This window comes from Rhodococcus sp. 15-649-2-2 (assembly GCF_002258645.1).
Classification (GTDB): domain Bacteria; phylum Actinomycetota; class Actinomycetes; order Mycobacteriales; family Mycobacteriaceae; genus Rhodococcoides.
On record NZ_NPFM01000025.1, the window covers coordinates 62,194 to 84,122 of the forward strand.

The window sequence follows — 21,929 nt, forward strand, 5'->3', positions numbered from 1 at the left end:
TTGACGGAATCTCCGGCTATGACGACGACACTACCGATCGGGCTCACGGTCACCGCACGCGTTCCGGCGTCCAGTGCCAACATCGGGCCCGGATTCGACAGTCTCGGAATCGCTCTGGGGCTCTACGATGAAATCGAGGTCACGACCACTGCGTCGGGGCTGAGGATTCATGTCGACGGCGAGGGCTCGGCGGATGTCCCGTGGGGTCCGACGCATCTGGTGGTGCGCGCCATCGAGCGCGGGCTCGAAGCTGCCGGAGTATGGGCGGACGGTTTGGATGTCCACTGCCGCAACGCAATTCCTCATTCCAGGGGTCTCGGTTCGTCGGCGTCGGCTGTGGTCGGGGGCCTCGCAGCGGCCAACGCGCTCGCTGCGAAAGTCGATCCGTCCAGTGCATTGTCGGAGGGTCAGCTCGTTCAGTTGTCCTCGGAATTCGAGGGGCATCCCGACAATGCGTCGGCGAGCTGCCTCGGCGGAGCAGTCGTGTCGTGGAGCGAACCGCCCAATGCCAGTGTGACGGCGCGAAAGTACGCGGCCGTCCGCCTCGACGTCCATCCGAGCATCAGGGTCGTCGTGCTCGTGCCGTCGGAGCGTTCGTCCACCTCGCACACGCGGGGTCTGTTGCCCGAGTTGGTGCCCCACCGCGATGCGGCCTTCAACGTGAGCCGGAGCGCTCTCGCGGTGGTGGCGCTCACTCGCCGTCCGGATCTGCTGATGTCTGCGACGGAGGATCTGCTGCATCAGGGCCAGCGGGCCCAGGCGCTACCCGACACCACACGCTGGATCGCGACCTTGCGCGCCCGCTCGATCGCCGCAGTAGTGTCCGGCGCAGGCCCTACCGTCATGGCCCTGTGCACCGAAGAGTTCCCGGCCGATCTGCGTGACGCTGCGTCGGCCGAGGGGTGGCGAGTTCTCGACCTCGAGGTGGCCGACGGAGTCACGGTCGAATGACCGACACCGAATAGGGTTCTTGCCGAGCGAGGACAACGACGCTATGGTGAACCCTGTCCGTACATCGTGCGCTTCAGACGCCGGTTTCGTCAGGGCAATCAGGTCGCTGTATTCGGGGGAGTCAAAAATCCGAGTGATGTGACGCTCCTGACTCGATCCTCCCCGTGGTTCCCTGCGGTCTCGGATCGATGGTGTCGTCGACGGAGTGCGTCGAACATGAACGGCAATATCCGAGTTCGGCAGAACGTCGAACTGCGGAACGAACCCTCGGCTGCGCATCGAGCGAGCGAGGGAAGGAAAGGACCTCCGTGACCGATACGGAACTTATCTCTGCGCCCGAAACGTCACGTCGACGTGCAGGCCTGTCCGGAATGGTTCTCACCGAGCTACGCAGCCTCGCTGGCGAACTCGGCATCAAGAGCATCTCCGGCATGCGCAAGGGCGACCTGATCGCAGCCATTTCCGAGCGTCAATCGGGTGCTGCCTCGGCGAAGTCGGCCAAGTCCGACGTCCCGAAGTCCGACGCGCCCAAGACGCGTCGCGCCGCTGCGTCGACACCCGCCGTCGAAGATGAACCTGCCGCAGCACCGGCACTCGAAGTGCCGACGTCCGACGCCTCGTCGACGCAGTCGGGCGATGCCGCAGACGCGGCCCCGGAAACCGGTCGCCGCGCACGTGGCCGTCGAGCAGCAGGTCGCCGCGCAGGTGCACCCGATCAGCTCCCGCTCGACGGCGGCGACAACTCGGCTGAATCCGAGACCGCTACAACTGCTTCCTCCGCGGACACCGCGTCGAGTGAAAAGCAGGACGAGGGCGACAACGCCGCCTCCGACCGGCCGCGACGCAGTCGCGGCGAGCGGAACCGCCAGGACGGATCCGACCGGGAACAGCGGGACGCCGACGGCAACCGCGACAACGCGGCTCGTGACAACGCAAGCCGTAATCAGGGCGACCGCGACACCGCCACCCGCGAGAACGGCAACCGTAACCAGAACGACCGCAACCAGGGCGATCGCAACCAGGGCGATCGCAACCAAGGTGATCGGGACAATGCCAACCGCGACAACGGTGGTCGCAATCAGTCCGATCGCAACGGTCGCAACCGCAATCAGGGCGATGGTCGCAACGACAACCGCAACGATGGTCGCAACGAGGAGCGGAACAACGGTCCTCGCGACAACCGCGACAACAATCAGGACGACGAGGGCGAAGGCAGGGGTCGTCGGGGTCGTCGGTTCCGTGAGCGGCGTCGTGGACGCGACCGTGGCGAGGGCAACGACGGCGGCGGCGGAGGACGCGAGCGCGACACCGAGATCCGTGAGGACGACGTACTCCAGCCGGTAGCCGGCATCCTGGACGTTCTCGACAACTACGCGTTCGTCCGTACCTCGGGCTACCTGGCCGGACCGAACGACGTCTACGTGTCGATGAACCTCGTTCGCAAGAACGGTCTTCGTCGCGGCGATGCCGTCACCGGCGCAGTCCGAGTGGCACGCGAAGGTGAGCAGTCGAGCCAGCGGCAGAAGTTCAACCCGCTCGTGCGACTGGACACCGTCAACGGGGGAGAGGTCGAGGCTGCCCGCAAGCGTCCGGAATTCGGCAAACTCACCCCGCTGTATCCCAACCAGCGTCTGCGTCTCGAGACCCAGCAGAACATCCTCACCACGCGCATCATCGACCTGGTGATGCCGATCGGCAAGGGCCAGCGTGCGCTCATCGTGAGCCCGCCGAAGGCCGGTAAGACCAGCGTTCTGCAGGCCATCGCCAACGCGATCGCCATCAACAATCCCGAGTGCTACTTGATGGTCATCCTCGTCGACGAGCGTCCCGAAGAAGTGACGGACATGCAGCGCAGCGTCAAGGGCGAGGTCATCGCCTCGACGTTCGACCGGCCGCCGGGCGATCACACCGCGGTTGCCGAGTTGGCGATCGAGCGGGCCAAGCGCCTGGTCGAAGCCGGACAGGACGTGGTGGTTCTGCTCGACTCGATCACCCGTCTGGGACGTGCGTACAACAACAGCTCACCGGCTTCGGGACGAATCCTGTCCGGTGGTGTCGACTCGACCGCGCTGTATCCGCCGAAGCGGTTCCTCGGTGCGGCTCGCAACATCGAGCACGGTGGATCGCTGACGATCATCGCCACGGCCATGGTCGAGACCGGATCCACCGGCGACACCGTGATCTTCGAGGAGTTCAAGGGCACCGGTAACGCCGAGCTCAAACTGGATCGCAAGATCGCGGAGCGACGCGTGTTCCCGGCGGTCGACATCAACCCGTCCAGCACCCGCCACGACGAACTGCTTCTGGCTCCCGACGAGGCGGCAGTGGTACACAAGCTGCGCCGCGTGTTGTCCGGACTCGACTCGCACCAGGCCATCGACCTGCTGGTCGACCGCCTGAAGAAGAGCAAGAACAACCTCGAGTTCCTGATGGAAGTCTCGAAGACAGCTCCCGGCGGCAACAACGACTGACCGGTTGTTCCCCGGATCTTTCACCGGGGAACAAGCCGGCAGGTGCGTGCGTTGTAAGCATCTGTCGGCACAGAAGTACCGACGATTAGCAGGGCGGATGCACGCTCTGGCATAATCAACGGCCGAGTCCGGTTCCGGTTCACGTCTTCGATCGGCGAAGGCGACCCGGCGACCATTACAAAGAACGGTAAGGACACCATGAAGGCAGGAATTCACCCCGACTACACACTGACGACAGTCGTCTGTGGTTGCGGAAATACTTTCGAGACCCGAAGCACGACCGACAAAGAGCGCATCAGCGTCGAGGTCTGCTCGCAGTGCCACCCCTTCTACACCGGCAAGCAGAAGATTCTCGACACCGGCGGCCGCGTCGCACGCTTCGAGGCTCGCTACGGCAAGCGCGCCGGCAAGAAGGCCGACGCAGACAGCTAGCTGTTCCGCCGACGCCCGTCCTGTGATCAACAGGACGGGCGTCGGCTTTTTTGTGTCCACACCCAGTTGCACCCGCGTTCGAGAGTGAGTCATCCCCATGGCGAGAACAGTGAAGCCTTCGGCCATCGACGACATCCTTGCCGAACACTCCGGGCTCGAGCAGCAACTCGCTGACCCAGCGCTGCACAACGACCCGTCCGCGGCGCGCAGGGCAGGCAAAAGATTCGCCGAATTGGCTCCGATCATGTCCGCGCACACCAAGTTGACCGCCGCGCAGGACGACCTCGAAGCCGCACGTGAACTCGCTGCCGACGATTCGTCGTTCGCGGCCGAGATCCCCGATCTCGAGGCCACCGTGCTGCACCTCGAGCAGACCCTCACCGACCTGCTCGCACCACGAGACCCGCACGACGGCGACGACATCGTGATGGAGGTCAAGTCAGGTGAGGGCGGCGAGGAATCGGCGCTCTTCGCGGCCGATCTCGCGCGGATGTACGTGCGCTACGCAGAACGCCGTGGCTGGCGGGTCGAGGTGCTCGACGCCAACGTCTCCGACCTGGGTGGGTACAAGGACGCGACCCTGTCGATCAAGACCAAGGACCCACTCGACGGCGTGTGGGCGCGACTGAAGTTCGAGGGTGGCGTGCACCGGGTGCAGCGGGTGCCGGTCACCGAATCTCAAGGACGCGTGCATACTTCCGCGGCCGGGATTCTGGTCTATCCCGAACCCGATGAGGTCGAAGAAGTTCAGATCGACGAAACCGATTTGCGTATCGACGTCTACCGCTCGTCCGGCAAGGGCGGCCAGGGAGTCAACACCACCGACTCCGCGGTTCGGCTCACCCACCTTCCCACGGGCATCGTGGTGACCTGCCAGAACGAGCGCTCGCAGCTGCAGAACAAGGCGCGCGCGATGCAGGTTCTGGCAGCTCGCCTCCAGGCGGCCGCAGAGGAAGCAGCCAACGAAGAGGCTTCGGCCGGCCGGGCCAGCCAGGTGCGTACCGTCGACCGCTCGGAGCGGATCAGAACCTACAACTATCCCGAGAACCGCATCACCGATCACCGCATCGGCTTCAAGGCGCACAACCTCGATGCCCTGCTCGACGGCGAAATGGATGCGTTGCTCGACGCGCTCGCCAAAGCGGACCGCGACGCTCGGATGCAAGCAGAGTAGTTGGGGCGCAGAGCTTTTCAGATTTCGATCGGCCGGTCCATCGCTCGGTGCGATACGCTTGTTCTCCAGGTTCGACCCCGCACGAGCGCCCCGAGAGGCACAGCAGAATGAACCAGGCCTTGACACCCGCAGGCGAGAACGCCGTCACCGAGCTGTCGTCGCGCTACGGCATCTCGACCGACGCGGTCCGCACCATGCTCGACGCCGTCAACAACGGCCGCGGCACAATGGCGCAGTTCGACATTCCCGAGCTCGGTGGCAGCGGACAGTGGATGCGCGGCGGAATGACCATGGTGGGCAATATGTTCGATCACGGGCTCAAGAGCCGGGTCGACGGTTTGTGCCGTGATCTGTCTGCGGTGCTGTCGCAGCATCAGGTGTATCCGCCGCGGGAGGCTGCGGGTGGGTCGTTCGGTGGTAACTCGTTCGGGTCCGGTTCGTGGTGGCCATCGGATCTGGGTTCGCCGAGTTCGAGCGGCGGCCAGAACGGGTCGCAGTACGCGGTGTTCCCGGGTTCTCGGAGACTCGCGGTGCTCGTGGGCGGCGAATTGGCTGTGTACGACACGCTGGACCACTCCATCGGGGGAGTACAGCAACAGCAGGGCGGTGGACCGGGGTCGCTGGAGTTCACCAGCCAGTACGGCACGTTCAGTGCAGGGAGTCTGCCTCGGGTGGACCAGCAACCGAGCGGAACGAACTCGCGGAACCAGTCCGCATCGCAGGCCTACCCGCAACAGTCCTCGTCGCAGCAGTCTTCGGTTCCGCAGGTCTCGAACCAGTCCGGGGTCGGGGGGAACCAGGTCGGTGTCGACATCTCCGAGATCACCGCTGCGATCGAGGCCCTCGCCGGATTGCACGCGAAGGGGTTCCTCACCGACGACGAGTTCTTCGCCAAGAAGTCGGAGCTACTGGGACGCGTGTGAGTGAGTTGTCGGAGCGTCGTGGCAGTCTGAACCTGTGAGCCGCAAGCCGCTACGCCTAGCAATCCTCGAAGCAACATCGATGCTCGAGGCGGCCGGCGTGCCGAGTCCACGTGTCGATGCAGAACTTCTTGCCGCGCACCTCGTCGGTGTGGAACGTGGCCGTCTCGGTCTTGTTCCTCTCGTCGAACCCGAGCTGATCGAGGCGTACTTCCGGACCATCGAGCAGCGCGCGAAACGTATTCCGCTGCAATACATCACGGGTAAGACCTCGCTGGGCAACATCGACGTTGAAGTGGGTCCGGGTGTCTTCGTGCCGCGTCCGGAGACCGAGCTGCTGTTGGCCTGGGCCCTCGCGTTCCTCGAAAATGTGGACCACCATCCGCCCGTGATTCTCGACCTCTGCACGGGTTCGGGTGCGCTGGCACTCGCGATCGCCAACGCTCGGCCGGACGCCGTCGTGCATGCCGTCGAGCTGGATCCGTCCGCCTTGGCGTGGGCGAGGCGTAACGCAGATCTGCGCAGCGGTGAGGGCGATACCCCGATCACGCTGCACCACGGCGACGTCACGGCACGTGATGTGTTGGTCGAACTCGACGGCGCAGTCGACATGATCGTCGCGAATCCGCCGTACGTCCCGGAAGGGTCACAACTCGATCCCGAAGTGATCGATCACGATCCGCACATGGCTGTTTTCGGCGGTGCCGACGGACTGTCGGTGATCGAGCCGATGGTCGGCAACATCGCCCGTTGGCTTCGAGTCGGCGGCGGCGTCGCGATCGAGCACGACGACTCCAACGGTGACGAGGTGGCGGCACTGCTGTCCCGGAGACGGGTGTTCACCGAGGTCATCGCGCATCCGGACCTGGCAGGCCGGCCCAGGTTCGTCGTCGCCACACGGGCGCACCCCGCCTCGCCCTGACGGCGGGAGCGGCACCTGACACCACTTCGTTACCGCAAGTGGAAGGATGGGCACCGTGAGTACCGTTTACGACTGCAGTGAAGCCGATGCGCGCGCTGCGGGATTGACCGCGGCCCGCGGTGCCCTCAAGTCCGGCCGACTCGTGGTGATGCCCACCGACACCCTGTACGGGATCGCCGCCGATGCCTTCGACGGCAGCGCAGTCACAGATCTGCTGCGCGCCAAGGGGCGGGGACGCGATATGCCCGTGCCAGTGCTCGTCGGCTCGTGGAACACCATCGACGGCTTGGTCCAGAGTGTCCGGCCACGCACCCGAGATCTGATTCGCGCGTTCTGGCCCGGCGCGTTGAGCATCGTCGTCCAGCAGGCGCCGTCGCTGGCGTGGGATCTGGGTGATGCCCAGGGCACGGTCATGTTGCGTATGCCGCTGCATCCGGTCGCGCTCGAGTTGCTGCGTGAGGTCGGCCCGCTCGCGGTGTCCAGCGCCAATATCTCGGGAAGCCCGCCTGCCACCACGGTGACCGAGGCACGGGACCAGCTGGGTGGGTCGGCGGCGGTCTATCTCGACGGGGGACCGGCAGATCATGCGGTGGCGTCGACCATCGTGGATCTGACGAGCGACCGCGCGCGAATTCTGCGGGTCGGTGCCATTCCCACCGAAAAGATTGCCGAGGTTCTCGGTGTCACCGCCGAAAGCCTGGTCCCGGGAGCGTCCTGACATGCCCGTCCGTGCCGCATGAGTGTCGAGTTGCTGGCTCAGTCGAATCTGGGGGCAGGCGTTCCCATTCGGGAGCTACTGCTGGTCTTTCTCACTGCCGCCGTCGTCACGTTCTTCGCCACCGGTGGAGTCAGAGTGGCGGCGATCAAGTTCGGTGCTGTTGCCATTCCGCGCGATCGTGACGTCCATGTGCAAGCCACCCCGAGGCTCGGGGGAGTGGGCATCTACGTGGGCATGCTCGCCGCCCTGCTCTTCGCGTCGCAGCTGCCTGCCCTGGCCCGGGGTTTCGACGTGGCGTACAACCGCGATATTCCGGCCGCGCTGGTTGCCGGCTTCGTGATCGTGTTGGTCGGTGTCATCGACGACCGCTGGGGCCTGGATGCCCTGACCAAGTTCGTCGGGCAGGTGACGGCAGCGGGCGTGTTGGTGATCATGGGTGTCAGTTGGGTCGTGCTTTATCAGCCCTGGGGAGGTGAGCCCGGTCAGCCGGGCAGCACCCTGGTCCTCGATCAGCTACAAGCCGGACTGGTGACGGTTCTGATCACCGTCGTGATCGTCAACGCCATGAATTTCGTCGACGGCCTCGACGGGTTGGCCGCCGGTCTCGGGCTCATTTCCTCGGTGGCGATCTGCATCTTCTCAGTGGGGCTGTTGCAGGAGCAGGGCGGCGATGTGGGTGTCTACCCGCCGGCTCTGATCGCCGCTGCGCTGGCCGGTGCCTGTCTGGGATTCTTGCCGCACAATTTCCAACCTGCGCGCATATTCATGGGTGATTCGGGCTCCATGCTCATCGGGCTGACGCTGGCCACGATCTCGACGAGTGCCTCGGGGAGGATTCCGTTGACGGCGTACGGCCCGCGCGATCTGCTCGGCCTGTTGTCGCCGCTTCTGTTGGTCGGTGCCGTGATGCTCATCCCGATACTCGATCTGCTGCTGGCCGTCATCCGTCGCACGCGGGCCGGACGAAGCCCGTTCAGTCCGGACAAGATGCATTTGCATCATCGGCTCCTGCAGATCGGTCACTCGCATCGACGGGTGGTACTGGTGATCTACCTGTGGGTCGGTGTACTCGCTTTCGGGGCGGTCGGGTCATCCCTGCTCGATCGGCGCATTGTTGTGCTCCTGGTTGCCGCCGGTCTCGTATTCGCGCTGGTGGTTACCGCCGTCCCTACCTTGCGGGTGGATCGATCGAATGGTCCGGAACGTCGAAGCGCACGACGAGGCGGCTGATCCCGTCGGTTGTTCGCGGTCGCGAGCTGGGTACCCTCGACAACTGTGACCTTCACTCCGCAGTCCATGCCCGACCAATTCGCGCCGCTTCGCGCCGCCGTCCGTTACGGACTGATCGGCCTGGTGGTGTTGACGGTGGTGAGTGTCGGTATCTCGGTGACTGCGGCCGGCACTCCCGGCCTGTGGGGATCGCTGATCGGCGTGGCCATCGGCGGAGGGTTTGTGATCACGACGGCCCTGTCGGTCGCTCTCACCACGCGTTTTCCGGCTTCGGCGGTCGGAGCGCTGTTGCTCGGTGGTTGGTTGCTGAAGATGGTTATCGCGCTGATCGTGCTGGTCGCGCTCAAGGATGCCGAGTTCTACAGCCGCTACGCGCTGGGGCTGACGATCCTGGGGGCGCTGGTGGTCGTGCTCGGCGCCGAGGTCTTCGGCGTCGTCAAGACGAAAGTCGCCTACGTCGACAGTGCTCCGTCCGCCGACAACCCCGACAGCCGGTAGTACGACACGACGTCGTAATCGGTTAAGCTGAGGCCCGCCTACACAACGTCGTAGTTCTGTTGATAAAGTTTGTATCAAGCGGTGGGCAAGACCGGGACAAAAGAGACTTTTTCCCCGGACCGGACCCCCGCAGGTAGCAGTCAGCGTGAGCTTCCTTACAGTAGGCCCGGAGTCACAGACTTCGGCAACGTAAGGTTTCGCCCTGAGAGTTGCCGAGTCGACGTGAGTCGCCGACACCCGACAGACGCTTGGCCGATGAAGACCGGGCCTCAGCCTCTGACGATTGCGAGCCGATTTTCGTCGACTTGATAGATCGTCATTGTCCGATCGAACCGCAGTCGTCACTCGGCTGCGGCCCGAACACGGGAGAGACCGCTGAGCGTCACCAACCTGGCTGCGGAGTTCCATCCGCCGTCGCTATCCGATTTCTTTCCTCCCGCGGTGCTGTTCGAGGGAACCCCGTTCGAGCTCGACCGACTGATGCTCATTCGCATCCTCATGTCGGCGCTGCTCATCGTGTTCATGCTGATCGCTCTGCGCAGCCCCAAGATCGTGCCTCGCGGAATTCAGAACGTTGCCGAGATCGCTCTCGATTTCGTTCGGATCCACGTCGCGGAGGACGTGCTCGGCAAGGAACAGGGACGTCGCTTCCTGCCCGTCATCATGACGATCTTCTTCACGGTGCTGGCGGTGAACGCCAGTGCAGTCATTCCGTTCCTGAACATCTCGTCCAACGCCAGGATCGGATTGCCCATCGTGCTGGCCGCGGTCGCGTACGTCGCGTTCGTCTACGCCGGTGTGAAGAAGTTCGGCGTCGGCAAGTTCGTCAAGGGCACGATCGTCATCCCCGGCATCCCGCCGGCCATGCATGTGCTGTTGATTCCGCTCGAGTTCATCTCGAACTTCGTGCTCCGGCCCTTCACGTTGACCGTGCGTCTGCTGGCCAACATGCTCGCCGGTCACATCATGCTCGTGCTGTTCTTCAGCGCCACGCAGTTCTTCCTCTTCGAGGCCTCTGCCGGCCTGAAGATCTTCGCCGCACCCTCGCTCATCATGGGCTTCCTGTTCACGATGTTCGAGATGCTCGTGATCTTCCTACAGGCGTACATCTTCGCGCTGCTGACGGCGATCTACATCGATCTGTCGCTGCACGCCGACTCACACTGACCGACCGAAAGACCGAACTAGCTACACCGCCACCTCCGACACCCGGATGTGGACCGAAGAAAGGGAACGGAAAACCGAATGAGCCTTGAAGTTCTGGCCCAGGCGCAGGAAATCACCGCCAGCGGATACGGCGCCATCGGCTACGGCCTCGCAGCGATCGGTGGTGGCATCGGCCTCGGCCTCGTCGTCGCCAAGAACATGGAAGCCACCGCTCGCCAGCCCGAGCTGGCCGGTCAGCTCCGTACGACGATGTTCCTCGGCATTGCATTCACCGAGTCCCTCGCCCTGATCGGCCTCGTCGCCGGCTTCATTCTCTGAGAGCGCGATGACAAACGCGATAACGCTGCTCGCAGCAGGGGCTGAAGGGGAGGAATCCCCGAACCCACTGTTGCCCGCAACATACGACATCGTTTGGTCGATCGTCTGTGTCGTGATCATCGGCTTCCTGTTCTGGAAGTACGTCGTACCGCGTTTCCAGACGGTTCTCGCCGAGCGCTCCGAGCTCATCGAAGGCGGAATCAAGAAGGCCGAGCAGGCTCAGGCCGAGGCCAAGGCTGCGCTCGAGCAGTACCACGCTCAGTTGGCCGATGCCCGTTCCGAGGCCGCGCAGATCCGTGAGGAAGCGCGTACCCAGGGGCAGGCGATTCTCGCCGAGATGAAGGAAAAGGCGCAGGAAGAGAGTGACCGGATCGTGGCTGCAGGCCACAATCAGCTCGTTGCTCAGCGTCAGCAGATCGTCACCGAACTTCGTGGAGATCTGGGACGTACGGCCGTCGAACTCGCGGAGAAGGTCATCGGAGAGCAGCTGTCCGACGACGCGAAGCGTTCCAGTTCGATCGATCGCTTCCTCAACGAGTTGGATTCCGTCACCGCGGACTCCGCATCCGGAAAGTGAGTCGAACCATGTACGCAACTTCTCGTGAGTCACTCGCCCGTACTCGGTCGGTTGCCCACGAAGCTCTGGGGTCCGCGTCGGATGGCGAGGCAACAGCTGTCGCTGCTCAGACCGGTGCCGAGTTGTTCGCCGTCGTCGAGACCCTCGACGCGCAGCGCACGTTGCGTACCGCTCTTGCCGACTCGTCGGTCGAGGGCGTTCGGCGAAGCGCTCTGGCCGGAGAGGTCTTCTCCGGCCAGGTGTCGAATGCAACGGCAACGATCGTCAAGGCTGCTGCCGGCGAAAGCTGGTCCAACGCCCGCGACCTACTGAACTCCCTGGTCGAGTTGGGACGCGAAGCTCTGCTCCGTGCCGCGGCCGACCAGGATCAGCTGGACACGGTCGAGGACGAGTTGTTCCGGCTCGGACGCATCGTGGCCGGTAACCCGCAGCTCGAGCAGGCCCTGTCGGATCGCTCGAAGCCGTCGCAGGCGAAACGCGAACTGCTCGGTCGTCTGCTGTACGGCAAGGTCACGGCAGTTACCGAGGCGCTCGCAGTTCAGGCTGTGACGCGTCCCCGCAAGACTGCCCCCGCGGATGTTCTGAACGGCTTGGCAGATCTGGCCGCCGAACAGCGTGACCGCGCGGTTGCACACGTCCGCAGCGCAGCCCCACTGAGCGACAGTCAGCTCGAGAAGCTGACGGCAACCTTGACCCGCACGTACGGCAAGCAGGTCACGGTGCATGTAGAGGTCGATACCGAACTGCTCAGCGGACTTGTCGTTCGTATCGGCGACGAGGTCATCGACGGTAGCGGGGCAGGCCGCCTCGCTGCATTGCGAAAGACGCTCAAATAGTCCGACACGGACACAGTAACGAGAAGAAGCGTCTCGACTTTCGAGACATTTCACCCCGCGATCATTTGAAGGAAGAGCAGGAAACACTATGGCGGAGCTGACGATCTCCTCCGACGAGATCCGTAGCGCGATCGATAACTTCACCGCGAGCTACTCACCGGAGTCTTCCCGCGAGGAGGTCGGCACGGTTACGGACACGAGCGACGGAATCGCTCACGTGTCCGGATTGCCGTCGGCGATGTCCAACGAACTCCTGGAATTCCCCGGCGGAGTCCTCGGTGTCGCGCTGAACCTGGATGCCACCGAAATCGGTGCCGTCATCCTCGGTGACTACGAGCACATCGAAGAAGGCCAGGAAGTCAAGCGCACCGGAGACGTGCTGTCGGTCCCCGTGGGCGACGGCTACCTCGGCCGCGTCGTCGACCCCCTCGGCAAGCCCATCGACGGCCTCGGCGACATCGAGTCCTCCGAGACCCGCGCCCTCGAGTTGCAGGCTGCCTCGGTGCTCGAGCGCCAGCCTGTCGAGGAGCCGCTGCAGACCGGTATCAAGGCGATCGACGCCATGACCCCGATCGGCCGTGGCCAGCGTCAGCTCATCATCGGCGACCGCAAGACCGGCAAGACCGCGGTCTGCATCGACGCCATCCTGAATCAGAAGGCCAACTGGGAGAGCGGCGACGAGAAGAAGCAGGTTCGCTGCATCTACGTCGCTATCGGCCAGAAGGGCTCCACGATCGCAGGCGTCAAGGCTGCACTCGAAGAGCAGGGCGCACTCGAATACACCACCATCGTCGCCGCACCCGCGTCCGATTCGGCCGGCTTCAAGTGGCTAGCTCCGTACACCGGCTCGGCCATCGGCCAGCACTGGATGTACCAGGGCAAGCACGTCCTCATCGTGTTCGACGACCTGACCAAGCAGGCCGAGGCGTACCGCGCCATCTCGCTGCTGCTGCGTCGTCCGCCGGGCCGCGAGGCATACCCCGGTGACGTCTTCTACTTGCACTCCCGTCTGCTGGAGCGCTCGGCGAAGCTGTCCGACGAGCTCGGCGGCGGATCGTTGACGGCTCTGCCGATCATCGAGACCAAGGCCAACGACGTCTCGGCGTACATCCCGACCAACGTCATCTCCATCACCGACGGCCAGGTCTTCCTGGAGTCGGACCTCTTCAACAAGGGCGTCCGTCCCGCGATCAACGTGGGTATCTCGGTTTCCCGAGTCGGCGGTGCTGCGCAGACCAAGGGCATGAAGAAGGTCTCCGGATCCCTTCGTCTCGAGCTCGCTCAGTTCCGTGAGCTCGAAGCCTTCTCCGCATTCGCGTCCGATCTCGACGCTGCCTCCAAGGCACAGCTCGAGCGCGGTGCTCGCCTGGTGGAGCTGCTCAAGCAGGATCAGTACGCACCGGTGGCTGTCGAAGACCAGATCGTCTCGATCTGGCTCGCCGGACAGGGCACATACGACTCCGTCCCGGTCGGCGATGTTCGCCGCTTCGAGACCGAGCTGCTCGAGGATCTGCACCGCAACGCAAGCGGCGTCTACGACAGCATCGCCGGTGGCAAGGCTCTCGACGACGACAACCAGAAGGCACTGACCGAAGCGACCGAGAAGTTCAAGGCCGGTTTCGTGGACTCGGACGGCAATCGCGTCGTCAACGAGGCCGAGGCAGACACTCTGAACGCCGACGAGGTCAGCCAGGAGCAGGTCAACGTCACCCGCAAGACAGTCAGCAAGTAGGCCGGCGATGACAGGTGACAAGACGAGCACAGAAGGGAGCGTGAACAGCTAGATGGCAAGCATTCTCGAGCTTCGCTCCCGTATCAAGTCGGTCAACTCGACGAAGAAGATCACCAAAGCGCAAGAGTTGATTGCAACTTCGCGAATCACCAAGGCTCAGGCCCGCGTTGCCGCATCGAAGCCGTACGCGGAAGAGATCACCAAGGTGCTCTCCGCGTTGGCGAGTGCATCGAGCTCGCTCGATCACCCGTTGCTCAACGAGCGACCCGAGCCCAAGCGTGCCGCGGTCCTGGTCGTGACCAGTGACCGCGGTATGTGCGGTGGCTACAACTCCAACGTCCTCAAGGAATCGGAAGAGCTGTTCCAGCTCCTCCGCTCCGAGGGCAAGGATCCGGTCATCTACGTACTCGGGGCAAAAGGCCTGGGCTACTACACATTCCGCGAGCGGGACGTGAAGGGTGCCTGGACCGGCTTCTCCCAGGAACCCGGCTACGCCGACGCAGCGAAGGCCAGTAAGCATCTGGTCGAGCTGTTCATGGCGGGCTCGGGCACCGAGGTCGACGCTCCCAACGGTGAAGGCACCGTCGAGGGCGTGGACGAGTTGCATATCGTCTACACCCGCTTCGTGTCGATGCTCACGCAGAAGCCCGAAGTTCGCCGAATGGCACCACTCGAAATCTCGTACACAGACGAGGAATTCGAGATGGGTGCGGACGCGTTGACGGACTCGCCGACGGCAGATGTGCAGGCACAGTACGAATTCGAGCCGGAGGCAGGCACCCTGCTCTCGGCGCTGCTGCCCAAGTACATCAGCACCAGGATCTACGCGTCGTTGCTCGATGCAGCAGCGTCGGAGTCCGCGGCGCGTCGTACCGCCATGAAGGCAGCGACGGACAACGCGAACGAATTGGTCGAGACCTTGAGCCGTCAGGCCAACCAGGCTCGGCAGGCCCAGATCACCCAGGAAATCAGCGAAATCGTCGGTGGCGCCAACGCGTTGGCCGACAGCGCAGGAAGTGACTAAGCAATGACCGCAGCAGTAGCCCAAGAGAACGCGAGCGGAGCGGACACTCAGTCCGGCCGTGTCGTTCGGGTCATCGGCCCCGTTGTGGACGTCGAGTTCCCGCGCGGCTCGATTCCCGCACTGTTCAACGCCCTCAACGCAGAGATCACTCTGCCGACCGTGGCCAAGACCCTGACGCTCGAGGTAGCACAGCACCTCGGCGACAACTTGGTTCGCACCATCTCGATGCAGCCGACCGACGGACTCGTCCGCGGCACCGCTGTCGTCGACTCGGGCAAGCCGATCTCGGTTCCCGTCGGCGACGTCGTCAAGGGCCACGTCTTCAACGCCCTCGGTGACTGCTTGGACACCCCCGGACTCGGCCGCGACGGCGAGCAGTGGGGCATCCACCGCAAGCCCCCAGCCTTCGACCAGCTCGAGGGCAAGACCGAGATCCTCGAGACCGGTATCAAGGTCATCGACCTTCTCACCCCGTACGTCAAGGGCGGCAAGATCGGACTGTTCGGTGGTGCCGGTGTCGGCAAGACCGTGCTGATCCAGGAAATGATCACCCGTATCGCACGCGAGTTCTCGGGCACCTCGGTGTTCGCAGGCGTCGGCGAGCGCACTCGTGAGGGCACCGACCTTCACCTCGAGATGGAAGAGATGGGCGTCCTCCAAGACACCGCCCTCGTCTTCGGCCAGATGGACGAGCCGCCGGGCACGCGTATGCGCGTCGCTCTGTCCGCACTGACCATGGCGGAGTACTTCCGCGATGTGCAGGGCCAGGACGTGTTGCTCTTCATCGACAACATCTTCCGGTTCACGCAGGCAGGTTCGGAGGTGTCGACCCTTCTCGGTCGTATGCCCTCGGCCGTGGGCTACCAGCCCACGCTGGCGGACGAGATGGGTGAGCTCCAGGAGCGCATCACCTCGACCCGCGGACGTTCGATCACCTCGCTGCAGGCGATCTACGTTCCCGCCGACGACTACACCGACCCGGCACCGGCAACGACGTTCGCGCACCTCGATGCGACGACCGAGCTCTCGCGTCCGATTTCGCAGATGGGTATCTACCCCGCTGTGGACCCACTGAGCTCGACCTCGCGCATCCTCGAGCCCGGCATCGTCGGTGCGGAGCACTTCCGCGTCGCCAACGAGGTCAAGCGGATCCTGCAGAAGTACAAGGAACTGCAGGACATCATCGCCATCCTCGGTATGGACGAGCTCCAGGAAGAGGACAAGGTTCTGGTCGGCCGTGCACGTCGCCTCCAGAAGTTCCTCGGCCAGAACTTCATCGTTGCCGAGAAGTTCACCGGTGAGGCCGGTTCGGTCGTGTCGCTCTCCGACACCATCGAGGCATTCGACAAGGTCACCAAGGGTGAGTACGACCACCTTCCCGAGCAGGCCTTCAACAGCTGTGGCGGTCTCGACGATGTCGAGGCAGCCGCGAAGAAGATGGCCGGAAAGTAGACCGACGTGACTTCTTCCGAGAAGAGCGGCATGGAGGTCTCCCTGGTCGCTGTGGAGCAAAAGCTGTGGTCCGGTACCGCGACCATCGTCAGCGCTCAGACCACCGAAGGTGAGATCGGAATCATGCTGGGCCACGAGCCTGTCCTCGGACAGCTGATCGAGGGTGGCACGGTGTCGATCACGACGACCGATGGCGAAAAGATCATCGCCGCCGTCCACGGTGGATTTCTGTCGGTGACGGGCAAGACGGTGACCGTACTGGCGGAGTCGGCTGATTTTGCCGACGACATCGATGTAGAAGCGGCACGGTCCGTAGTGGCAGAGAACGGCGACGACCTGGAGGCCATTGCAGTGGCCAAGGGACGTATCCGCGCTGTCGAGCGGTCCTAGGTTCACGAGAAGCCGCGACGAGACCTGCGATGCCTTCTGGATTGATTGCTCTGATCATTCTGGTTGTGCTGCTTGCAGGACTCGTCGCGGCTTTTGCGTACCGTTTGGCGGTGCTGCGACGGGGAGGCACGGCTGCGATCATGCGGGTGCTTCCGTCCGACGGCGGCACCGGTTGGCGGCACGGCATCATTCGGTACGGCGACAACACGCTGGTGTTCTTCAAGTTGTCGAGCCTGCGACCCGGCCCTGATCACCGCCTGGGTAGGCAGGATATCCACGTGGGGGAGCGGCGGGCCCCACGCGACACAGAGTTCGACATCATGACTCCGGACATCGCTGTGCTGGAGTTGACGCACAGCGGCAAGAATTACGAAATGGCTTTGGACAGAAGTGCGTTGACCGCTTTCCTGTCCTGGGTGGAATCCCGACCGTCCGGCCGCTCGCGTCGCAGGCGGCCGGCGGCGTAATCAGTTCTCGTCGGTATCGGGTTCGCTCGTGGTCCGACTCGACCCCGGTACCCACTGGATGTCGCCCTCGGGATTGGCGTACCGACTGAGAATGAACAGCAGGTCCGAAAGCCTGTTGAGGTATTTGGCGGGCAAATCGCTCGTTGATTCGGGGCCTGCGTGAACCGCGGCCCAGGCCGATCTCTCCGCGCGCCGTGCGACGGTTCGCGCAACATGCAGCAACGCTCCCAAAGGTGTGCCGCCGGGCAGAATGAACGACGTCAACGCGGGCAACTCGTCGTTGAATTCGTCGCACCATGCTTCGAGACGGTCGATATAACTCTGATCGATCCTCAGCGGTGGGTATTCCGGATCCGCCACGACGGGCGTCGACAGATCGGCACCCGCGTCGAACAGGTCGCTCTGAACGGTTCGAATCACGGCGCGCACCGCTTCGCTCGGATTTCCCAGTGCCAGTGCGACTCCGAGGCTGGCGTTGGTTTCGTCGCAGTCTGCGTAGGCGATCAGCCGCGCGTCGTTCTTGGAGACCCTCGAGAAATCGCTCAATCCTGTGGTCCCGTCGTCGCCGGTCCGAGTGTAGATACGAGTGAGGTGAACGGCCATGCGGCTACGGTACCGCGCGGGTGACGGTCGGTACCGCTGGCTACGCTGTCGAAGTGAGCGAACGTTTCTTGGTCAACGGTGGTAACCGCCTCGTCGGTGAGGTGGCGGTCGGCGGCGCGAAGAACAGCGTCCTCAAACTGATGGCTGCTGCGCTACTTGCCGAAGGCACCAGCACGATAACCAATTGCCCCGACATCTTGGATGTGCCACTGATGGCAGAGGTGTTGCGTGGGCTCGGGTGTGAGGTCGACCTCGAAGGTTCGGTCGTCCACATCACCACCCCTGCGATGCCCAAGTATCACGCCGATTTTGCGGCCGTTCGACAGTTCCGAGCATCGGTGTGTGTGTTGGGCCCGCTGGTGGCGCGATGTAAACGGGCCGTCGTGGCCCTGCCGGGCGGCGACGCCATCGGCTCACGACCCCTCGACATGCACCAGTCCGGTCTGCAGTTGCTGGGTGCACGTAGCGAGATTCAGCATGGATGCGTCGTAGCCGAGGCCGACGAGCTGCGCGGCGCGAACATCAGGCTGGCTTTCCCTTCCGTGGGAGCGACGGAGAACATCTTGATGGCGGCGGTACTCGCTACGGGTGAGACCGTGATCGACAATGCAGCACGCGAACCGGACATCGTCGATGTGTGCAACATGCTCAACGAGATGGGTGCCGATGTGCAGGGTGCCGGTACGTCGACGCTCACCATTCGCGGTGTCGGTGCGCTGAGGCCGACCACTCATCGGGTCATCGGCGATCGGATCGTGGCTGCTACGTGGGGGATTGCCGCGGCGATGACGCGAGGCGATGTCCGAGTGCGGGGGGTCAACCCCAAGCATCTGTCGCTGGTTCTGGACAAGCTGCGTTCTGCCGGTGCCGAGGTGACCAGCGAGCCGGACGGCTTCCGCGTCGTTCAGCACGAGCGGCCGCGAGCGGTGAACTTCGCGACGTTGCCCTATCCCGGGTTCCCCACGGATCTTCAGCCGATGGCAATCGGCCTTGCAACAGTCGCCGACGGGACGTCGATGATCACCGAGAACGTATTCGAGGCGCGCTTCCGGTTCGTCGAGGAAATGATCCGGCTGGGCGCTGACGCTCGTACCGATGGCCACCATGCTGTGGTGCGCGGTGTGCCGCAGCTCTCCAGTGCACCGGTGTGGTCGTCCGACATTCGGGCAGGGGCCGGGCTGGTGCTTGCCGGTCTGGTAGCCGACGGAACGACCGAGGTACACGACGTATACCACATCGACAGGGGCTATCCACGATTCGTGGAAAATCTGACTGCTCTCGGAGGGAGCATCGAGCGGGTCAGCTGATCAGTCTCTTGTCGAGGGCGTCGACCAGTACACGCAGGGCGCGATCGAATCGATCGTCCGCCACCGAGCCATAGCCGACGACGATCCCACCCTCGGTGGTCGGCGACCGCGTCGAGTGTTCGAGGGTGGGCAGGTCGACCCCGTTCGCTGCGCAGTCGGCCGCGACGTCGTGCGCCACCTCGGTGTCGAGCACGAGAACTGTATGCAGCCCGGCACCGACACCCCGAAGCTCGCCGAATCGAGAGAGCGCGGCGGCCACGACGCGGTCACGTGCCCGATAGATCCGACGCGCGGTGCGAACGGATCGGTCCCATTCGCCGTCGCGTAGCAGTGAGCTCATGGCGTGCTGGATCGGAACCGATGGGTAGTCGCCGATTGCGCGACGTGTTTCGGTGATGCGCTCGACCATCGACGGGGGAGCCACCATCCATCCGAGTCGCACCCCGGCACCCAACGTCTTCGATACGGTTCCCAAGTAGACTGCGCGGTCCGGAACGAGCTCGGTGACTGTAGGCAAAGGCGCTATGCCGTAACGGAATTCGGAATCGTAGTCGTCTTCGATGATGGTCGATCCGGTACTCCGTGCCCAGTCCGCCAGTGCGCGCCTGCGACCGATGGGCATGAGCCCGCCGGTGGGGTATTGGTGTGAGGGGGTGACATAGACAGCAGGGGTCCTCGGGGGTGCAGATGCGAGTTCTTCGACCACAAGGCCTTCACGGTCGACGGGGACATCGTGAACGGACCACCTGCGGTGCGTCGCGAGGGCGGCGGCAGATCGGTATCCCGGATTCTCCAGTGCGAGAACATGTTCGACACCTACGTTCGCTGAGAGGGCACCCAGTATCAGGTCGAGACCGTGAATGCTTCCCGTGGTCACGACGATCGAATCCGCGGTGGTGTGCAGTCCGCGTGCACGGCCCAGTAGATGCGCGATGCGTGTTCTCAGGTCGAGCAAACCCGCCGGATCGGGGTAGTCGCCGGGCGGGGGTGACGCGCCCACATCTCGCCAGGCCCGCTTCCACGCTTCGGACGCGCGAGGAGGAGTCCACGGTATTCCGGGGCGGAGCAAAATGCGCTGAGAAACCGGTGGTTCTTCCGGTGCTCGGCGCGGGCTGTGGTGCGATCGAACGGCATGCGGAACATCTCGCACGTAATTGCCGGATCCGCGACGTGCGTCGAGCCATCCTTCGGCCACGAGTTGCTCGTACGCCTTCTCGACCACCGCCCGAGCCAAGCCCACCTCGACGGAAAGCGCTCTGGTACTGGGCAATCGGGCACCCGGCCCAAGCTCACCGCGATCGATGGCCGCGCGGATACCGTCGGCTACCTGAACTGGCAACGTACGACGGTCGGCGCGATCGACTGCGATCGACAGCGAATTCGGCGGCAAAGTCATCCTGTGTCACACCTGTCCAGGGAGGTAAGTGGCCTAGCGAAGTTTCGATCTATTGGACCATGACAGTGAGCCAACCGAGCGGAATCCTGTAGTCATGACAACTGACGAGGCCCTCCTGTCCCCGACGCCCAGAACCACGGTGATCCGTGGTCGGCAGCGCGCTCGAGCTGAGCGATCGGCACTGCTGGACGTTCTCGGCTCGGCTCGGCTCTGCCATCTGGGCGTAGTGGTGGACAACGTGCCGCGTGTGCTTCCGACCGTGTTCGGCGTGGATCCGGACGGCCCGGACAGGGCTGGAACTCTGTACCTGCACGGCTCGGTCGCCTCTCGCAGCCTGATCGAGGCTCCGGCGCAGGACATCTGCGTGACGGTCACCGTCGTCGACGGGTTGGTCCTGGCTCGATCCGCGTTCCATCACTCGATGAACTATCGAAGTGCGGTCGTGGTTGGGCTGCCGCGTCGAGTGGAGGACGAGCAGGAGCGAATTCGCGCTTTGGACGCAATAGTCGATCAGGTCGTTCCCGGTAGAAGTGCACACCTGCGTGCGCATACGAGGAAAGAACTTGCAGCGACCAGTGTGCTGGCGCTTCCGTTGTACGAGGCTTCGGTGAAGGCGCGTGCCGGCGGACCGGTCGACGACGACTCCGACATTGCCGCCGGGGGAGTGTGGGCGGGTGTAGTTCCCATCGGTGAAAGCGTCGGGCGTGCAGTACGTGCCGAAGACGTGGAACCACACCTTGCGCTGCCCGATCATGTCTGCGCGTTGTCTCGGCCCTGAAACTCGTATTACCGGCATTTCCTGCAAATATGGTGGGCGTCACACGACAAGATATGCCGGCCGTACCGAGCAGGGTGGAGCGCGTGTGGGCTCGGACCTGCGCAGATGCCCGCAGCGTCTCGACTCACCAGCGGATTTGCACGCGTGGGGTTGGTGGCGTAACTTTTGTCGAGTCAGAGCGACGGACACCGACCCGGTCTTCACGGACAGGGTGAACGAGGTTGGACGTGTGGCTCGGCAGGTTTTATCCCCCAAGAGTCGGGCCTTGTGTCCGAGACCAAGCTGGGATAGGCTGGAACAGTTGCCCTTGAGGCCTTCGGACTGTGTGTTCGTGGGGTTCGAGTGTGTGCGTGTTCTTTGAGAACTCAACAGTGTGTCGATGAATGTCAGTGCCGAATTTTTGTTTGGTGAAAGCATTCGATGTATCAACCATCCGCTTGTGGTGGTTGTTGTCGGGTGTTGTTTGAAAAATGCTAGTTGAGTTTATTTGCTAGTGATTTGACTCTTTATGTTTATGACTGATTTGCAGTTTCGACTGTTGATCGAGAGTCTTTTACGGAGAGTTT

22 protein-coding genes are annotated in these 21,929 nt (G+C 63.6%); 20 read left to right on the forward strand and 2 right to left on the reverse strand.

The genetic code is table 11. The features are described from left to right. The first annotated feature begins 18 nt into the window (after window positions 1-18). The 18 genes from thrB to CH305_RS16545 all read left to right on the forward strand — a co-directional run bounded on the left by thrB (window position 19) and on the right by CH305_RS16545 (window position 17,279). The gene (gene thrB / locus CH305_RS16455; protein ID WP_057477862.1) at window positions 19-951 is read left to right on the forward strand and encodes a homoserine kinase; all 933 of its coding nucleotides are present in this window, start codon (window positions 19-21) and stop codon (window positions 949-951) included. Window positions 952-1,322: 371 nt separating this feature from the next. Then, a complete protein-coding gene (rho, locus tag CH305_RS16460) occupies window positions 1,323-3,422 on the forward strand; it encodes a transcription termination factor Rho (protein ID WP_373454565.1) in 2,100 nt (699 codons plus the stop codon). Window positions 3,423-3,620: 198 nt separating this feature from the next. After that, window positions 3,621-3,854, forward strand: coding sequence for a 50S ribosomal protein L31 (rpmE, locus tag CH305_RS16465; protein WP_008715081.1), 234 nt, complete (start codon window positions 3,621-3,623; stop codon window positions 3,852-3,854). Between the two features lie 97 nt (window positions 3,855-3,951). Further along, complete coding sequence (prfA, locus tag CH305_RS16470; RefSeq protein ID WP_094704270.1) at window positions 3,952-5,028, forward strand: peptide chain release factor 1; 1,077 nt, start codon at window positions 3,952-3,954, stop codon at window positions 5,026-5,028. A gap of 107 nt (window positions 5,029-5,135) precedes the next feature. Further along, window positions 5,136-5,951: an SHOCT domain-containing protein gene (locus CH305_RS16475; RefSeq protein WP_094704271.1), complete on the forward strand. Its 816-nt coding sequence runs from the start codon at window positions 5,136-5,138 to the stop codon at window positions 5,949-5,951. Window positions 5,952-5,985: 34 nt separating this feature from the next. Next, complete coding sequence (prmC, locus tag CH305_RS16480) at window positions 5,986-6,870, forward strand: peptide chain release factor N(5)-glutamine methyltransferase (RefSeq protein ID WP_094704272.1); 885 nt, start codon at window positions 5,986-5,988, stop codon at window positions 6,868-6,870. Between the two features lie 55 nt (window positions 6,871-6,925). Next, entirely contained in the window at window positions 6,926-7,588 is a 663-nt protein-coding gene (locus CH305_RS16485; RefSeq protein ID WP_057477881.1) for an L-threonylcarbamoyladenylate synthase, read from the forward strand. Window positions 7,589-7,606: 18 nt separating this feature from the next. Further along, a complete protein-coding gene (locus CH305_RS16490; RefSeq protein ID WP_094704273.1) occupies window positions 7,607-8,818 on the forward strand; it encodes a glycosyltransferase family 4 protein in 1,212 nt (403 codons plus the stop codon). Between the two features lie 66 nt (window positions 8,819-8,884). Then, window positions 8,885-9,316 carry a hypothetical protein gene (locus CH305_RS16495; protein ID WP_094704284.1) on the forward strand — a complete coding sequence of 144 codons (432 nt, stop codon included), beginning with the start codon at window positions 8,885-8,887 and terminating at the stop codon, window positions 9,314-9,316. Between the two features lie 441 nt (window positions 9,317-9,757). Next, a complete protein-coding gene (atpB, locus tag CH305_RS16505; RefSeq protein ID WP_057477867.1) occupies window positions 9,758-10,483 on the forward strand; it encodes a F0F1 ATP synthase subunit A in 726 nt (241 codons plus the stop codon). A 78-nt stretch (window positions 10,484-10,561) separates the two neighbouring features. Continuing rightward, on the forward strand, window positions 10,562-10,801 hold the full coding sequence (locus CH305_RS16510; RefSeq protein ID WP_008715092.1) for an ATP synthase F0 subunit C: 240 nt from the start codon (window positions 10,562-10,564) through the stop codon (window positions 10,799-10,801). Between the two features lie 7 nt (window positions 10,802-10,808). Next, window positions 10,809-11,378, forward strand: coding sequence for a F0F1 ATP synthase subunit B (locus tag CH305_RS16515; RefSeq protein WP_032378886.1), 570 nt, complete (start codon window positions 10,809-10,811; stop codon window positions 11,376-11,378). An 8-nt stretch (window positions 11,379-11,386) separates the two neighbouring features. After that, entirely contained in the window at window positions 11,387-12,214 is an 828-nt protein-coding gene (locus CH305_RS16520) for a F0F1 ATP synthase subunit delta (RefSeq protein WP_094704274.1), read from the forward strand. 88 nt (window positions 12,215-12,302) lie between these two features. Continuing rightward, window positions 12,303-13,946, forward strand: coding sequence for a F0F1 ATP synthase subunit alpha (atpA, locus tag CH305_RS16525; RefSeq protein ID WP_032378884.1), 1,644 nt, complete (start codon window positions 12,303-12,305; stop codon window positions 13,944-13,946). A 52-nt stretch (window positions 13,947-13,998) separates the two neighbouring features. After that, complete coding sequence (locus CH305_RS16530) at window positions 13,999-14,970, forward strand: F0F1 ATP synthase subunit gamma (protein WP_032373970.1); 972 nt, start codon at window positions 13,999-14,001, stop codon at window positions 14,968-14,970. A gap of 3 nt (window positions 14,971-14,973) precedes the next feature. Then, a complete protein-coding gene (atpD, locus tag CH305_RS16535; protein WP_027497899.1) occupies window positions 14,974-16,422 on the forward strand; it encodes a F0F1 ATP synthase subunit beta in 1,449 nt (482 codons plus the stop codon). A gap of 30 nt (window positions 16,423-16,452) precedes the next feature. Continuing rightward, complete coding sequence (locus CH305_RS16540) at window positions 16,453-16,812, forward strand: F0F1 ATP synthase subunit epsilon (RefSeq protein WP_057477869.1); 360 nt, start codon at window positions 16,453-16,455, stop codon at window positions 16,810-16,812. A 29-nt stretch (window positions 16,813-16,841) separates the two neighbouring features. Beyond that, entirely contained in the window at window positions 16,842-17,279 is a 438-nt protein-coding gene (locus CH305_RS16545; RefSeq protein WP_094704275.1) for a DUF2550 domain-containing protein, read from the forward strand. Here the strand turns inward: CH305_RS16545 and CH305_RS16550 are convergent, their stop codons facing one another. Then, on the reverse strand, window positions 17,280-17,882 hold the full coding sequence (locus CH305_RS16550) for a cob(I)yrinic acid a,c-diamide adenosyltransferase (RefSeq protein WP_094704276.1): 603 nt from the start codon (window positions 17,880-17,882) through the stop codon (window positions 17,280-17,282). A 53-nt stretch (window positions 17,883-17,935) separates the two neighbouring features. Between CH305_RS16550 and murA the strand changes: the two genes are divergently transcribed. Then, window positions 17,936-19,189: a UDP-N-acetylglucosamine 1-carboxyvinyltransferase gene (gene murA / locus CH305_RS16555; RefSeq protein WP_094704285.1), complete on the forward strand. Its 1,254-nt coding sequence runs from the start codon at window positions 17,936-17,938 to the stop codon at window positions 19,187-19,189. Here murA and CH305_RS16560 read toward each other — a convergent pair. After that, a complete protein-coding gene (locus CH305_RS16560) occupies window positions 19,182-20,585 on the reverse strand; it encodes a PLP-dependent aminotransferase family protein (RefSeq protein WP_256983808.1) in 1,404 nt (467 codons plus the stop codon). The genes murA and CH305_RS16560 overlap by 8 nt on opposite strands. Before the next feature lie 94 nt (window positions 20,586-20,679). Here CH305_RS16560 and CH305_RS16565 point away from each other — a divergent pair, with 94 nt between their 5' ends. Further along, the gene (locus CH305_RS16565) at window positions 20,680-21,363 is read left to right on the forward strand and encodes a pyridoxamine 5'-phosphate oxidase family protein (protein ID WP_032402865.1); all 684 of its coding nucleotides are present in this window, start codon (window positions 20,680-20,682) and stop codon (window positions 21,361-21,363) included. Window positions 21,364-21,929: the final 566 nt, after the last annotated feature.

Coding starts and splice junctions, on each gene's coding strand:
- thrB (WP_057477862.1), top strand. CDS start 19: ATGACGACGACACTACCGATCGGGCTCACGGTCACCGCACGCGTTCCG.
- rho (WP_373454565.1), top strand. CDS start 1,323: ATGGTTCTCACCGAGCTACGCAGCCTCGCTGGCGAACTCGGCATCAAG.
- rpmE (WP_008715081.1), top strand. CDS start 3,621: ATGAAGGCAGGAATTCACCCCGACTACACACTGACGACAGTCGTCTGT.
- prfA (WP_094704270.1), top strand. CDS start 3,952: ATGGCGAGAACAGTGAAGCCTTCGGCCATCGACGACATCCTTGCCGAA.
- CH305_RS16475 (WP_094704271.1), top strand. CDS start 5,136: ATGAACCAGGCCTTGACACCCGCAGGCGAGAACGCCGTCACCGAGCTG.
- CH305_RS16490 (WP_094704273.1), top strand. CDS start 7,607: ATGAGTGTCGAGTTGCTGGCTCAGTCGAATCTGGGGGCAGGCGTTCCC.
- CH305_RS16495 (WP_094704284.1), top strand. CDS start 8,885: ATGCCCGACCAATTCGCGCCGCTTCGCGCCGCCGTCCGTTACGGACTG.
- CH305_RS16510 (WP_008715092.1), top strand. CDS start 10,562: ATGAGCCTTGAAGTTCTGGCCCAGGCGCAGGAAATCACCGCCAGCGGA.
- CH305_RS16515 (WP_032378886.1), top strand. CDS start 10,809: ATGACAAACGCGATAACGCTGCTCGCAGCAGGGGCTGAAGGGGAGGAA.
- CH305_RS16520 (WP_094704274.1), top strand. CDS start 11,387: ATGTACGCAACTTCTCGTGAGTCACTCGCCCGTACTCGGTCGGTTGCC.
- atpA (WP_032378884.1), top strand. CDS start 12,303: ATGGCGGAGCTGACGATCTCCTCCGACGAGATCCGTAGCGCGATCGAT.
- CH305_RS16530 (WP_032373970.1), top strand. CDS start 13,999: ATGGCAAGCATTCTCGAGCTTCGCTCCCGTATCAAGTCGGTCAACTCG.
- atpD (WP_027497899.1), top strand. CDS start 14,974: ATGACCGCAGCAGTAGCCCAAGAGAACGCGAGCGGAGCGGACACTCAG.
- CH305_RS16540 (WP_057477869.1), top strand. CDS start 16,453: ATGGAGGTCTCCCTGGTCGCTGTGGAGCAAAAGCTGTGGTCCGGTACC.
- CH305_RS16545 (WP_094704275.1), top strand. CDS start 16,842: ATGCCTTCTGGATTGATTGCTCTGATCATTCTGGTTGTGCTGCTTGCA.
- CH305_RS16550 (WP_094704276.1), bottom strand. CDS start 17,882: ATGGCCGTTCACCTCACTCGTATCTACACTCGGACCGGCGACGACGGG.
- CH305_RS16560 (WP_256983808.1), bottom strand. CDS start 20,585: ATGACTTTGCCGCCGAATTCGCTGTCGATCGCAGTCGATCGCGCCGAC.
- CH305_RS16565 (WP_032402865.1), top strand. CDS start 20,680: ATGACAACTGACGAGGCCCTCCTGTCCCCGACGCCCAGAACCACGGTG.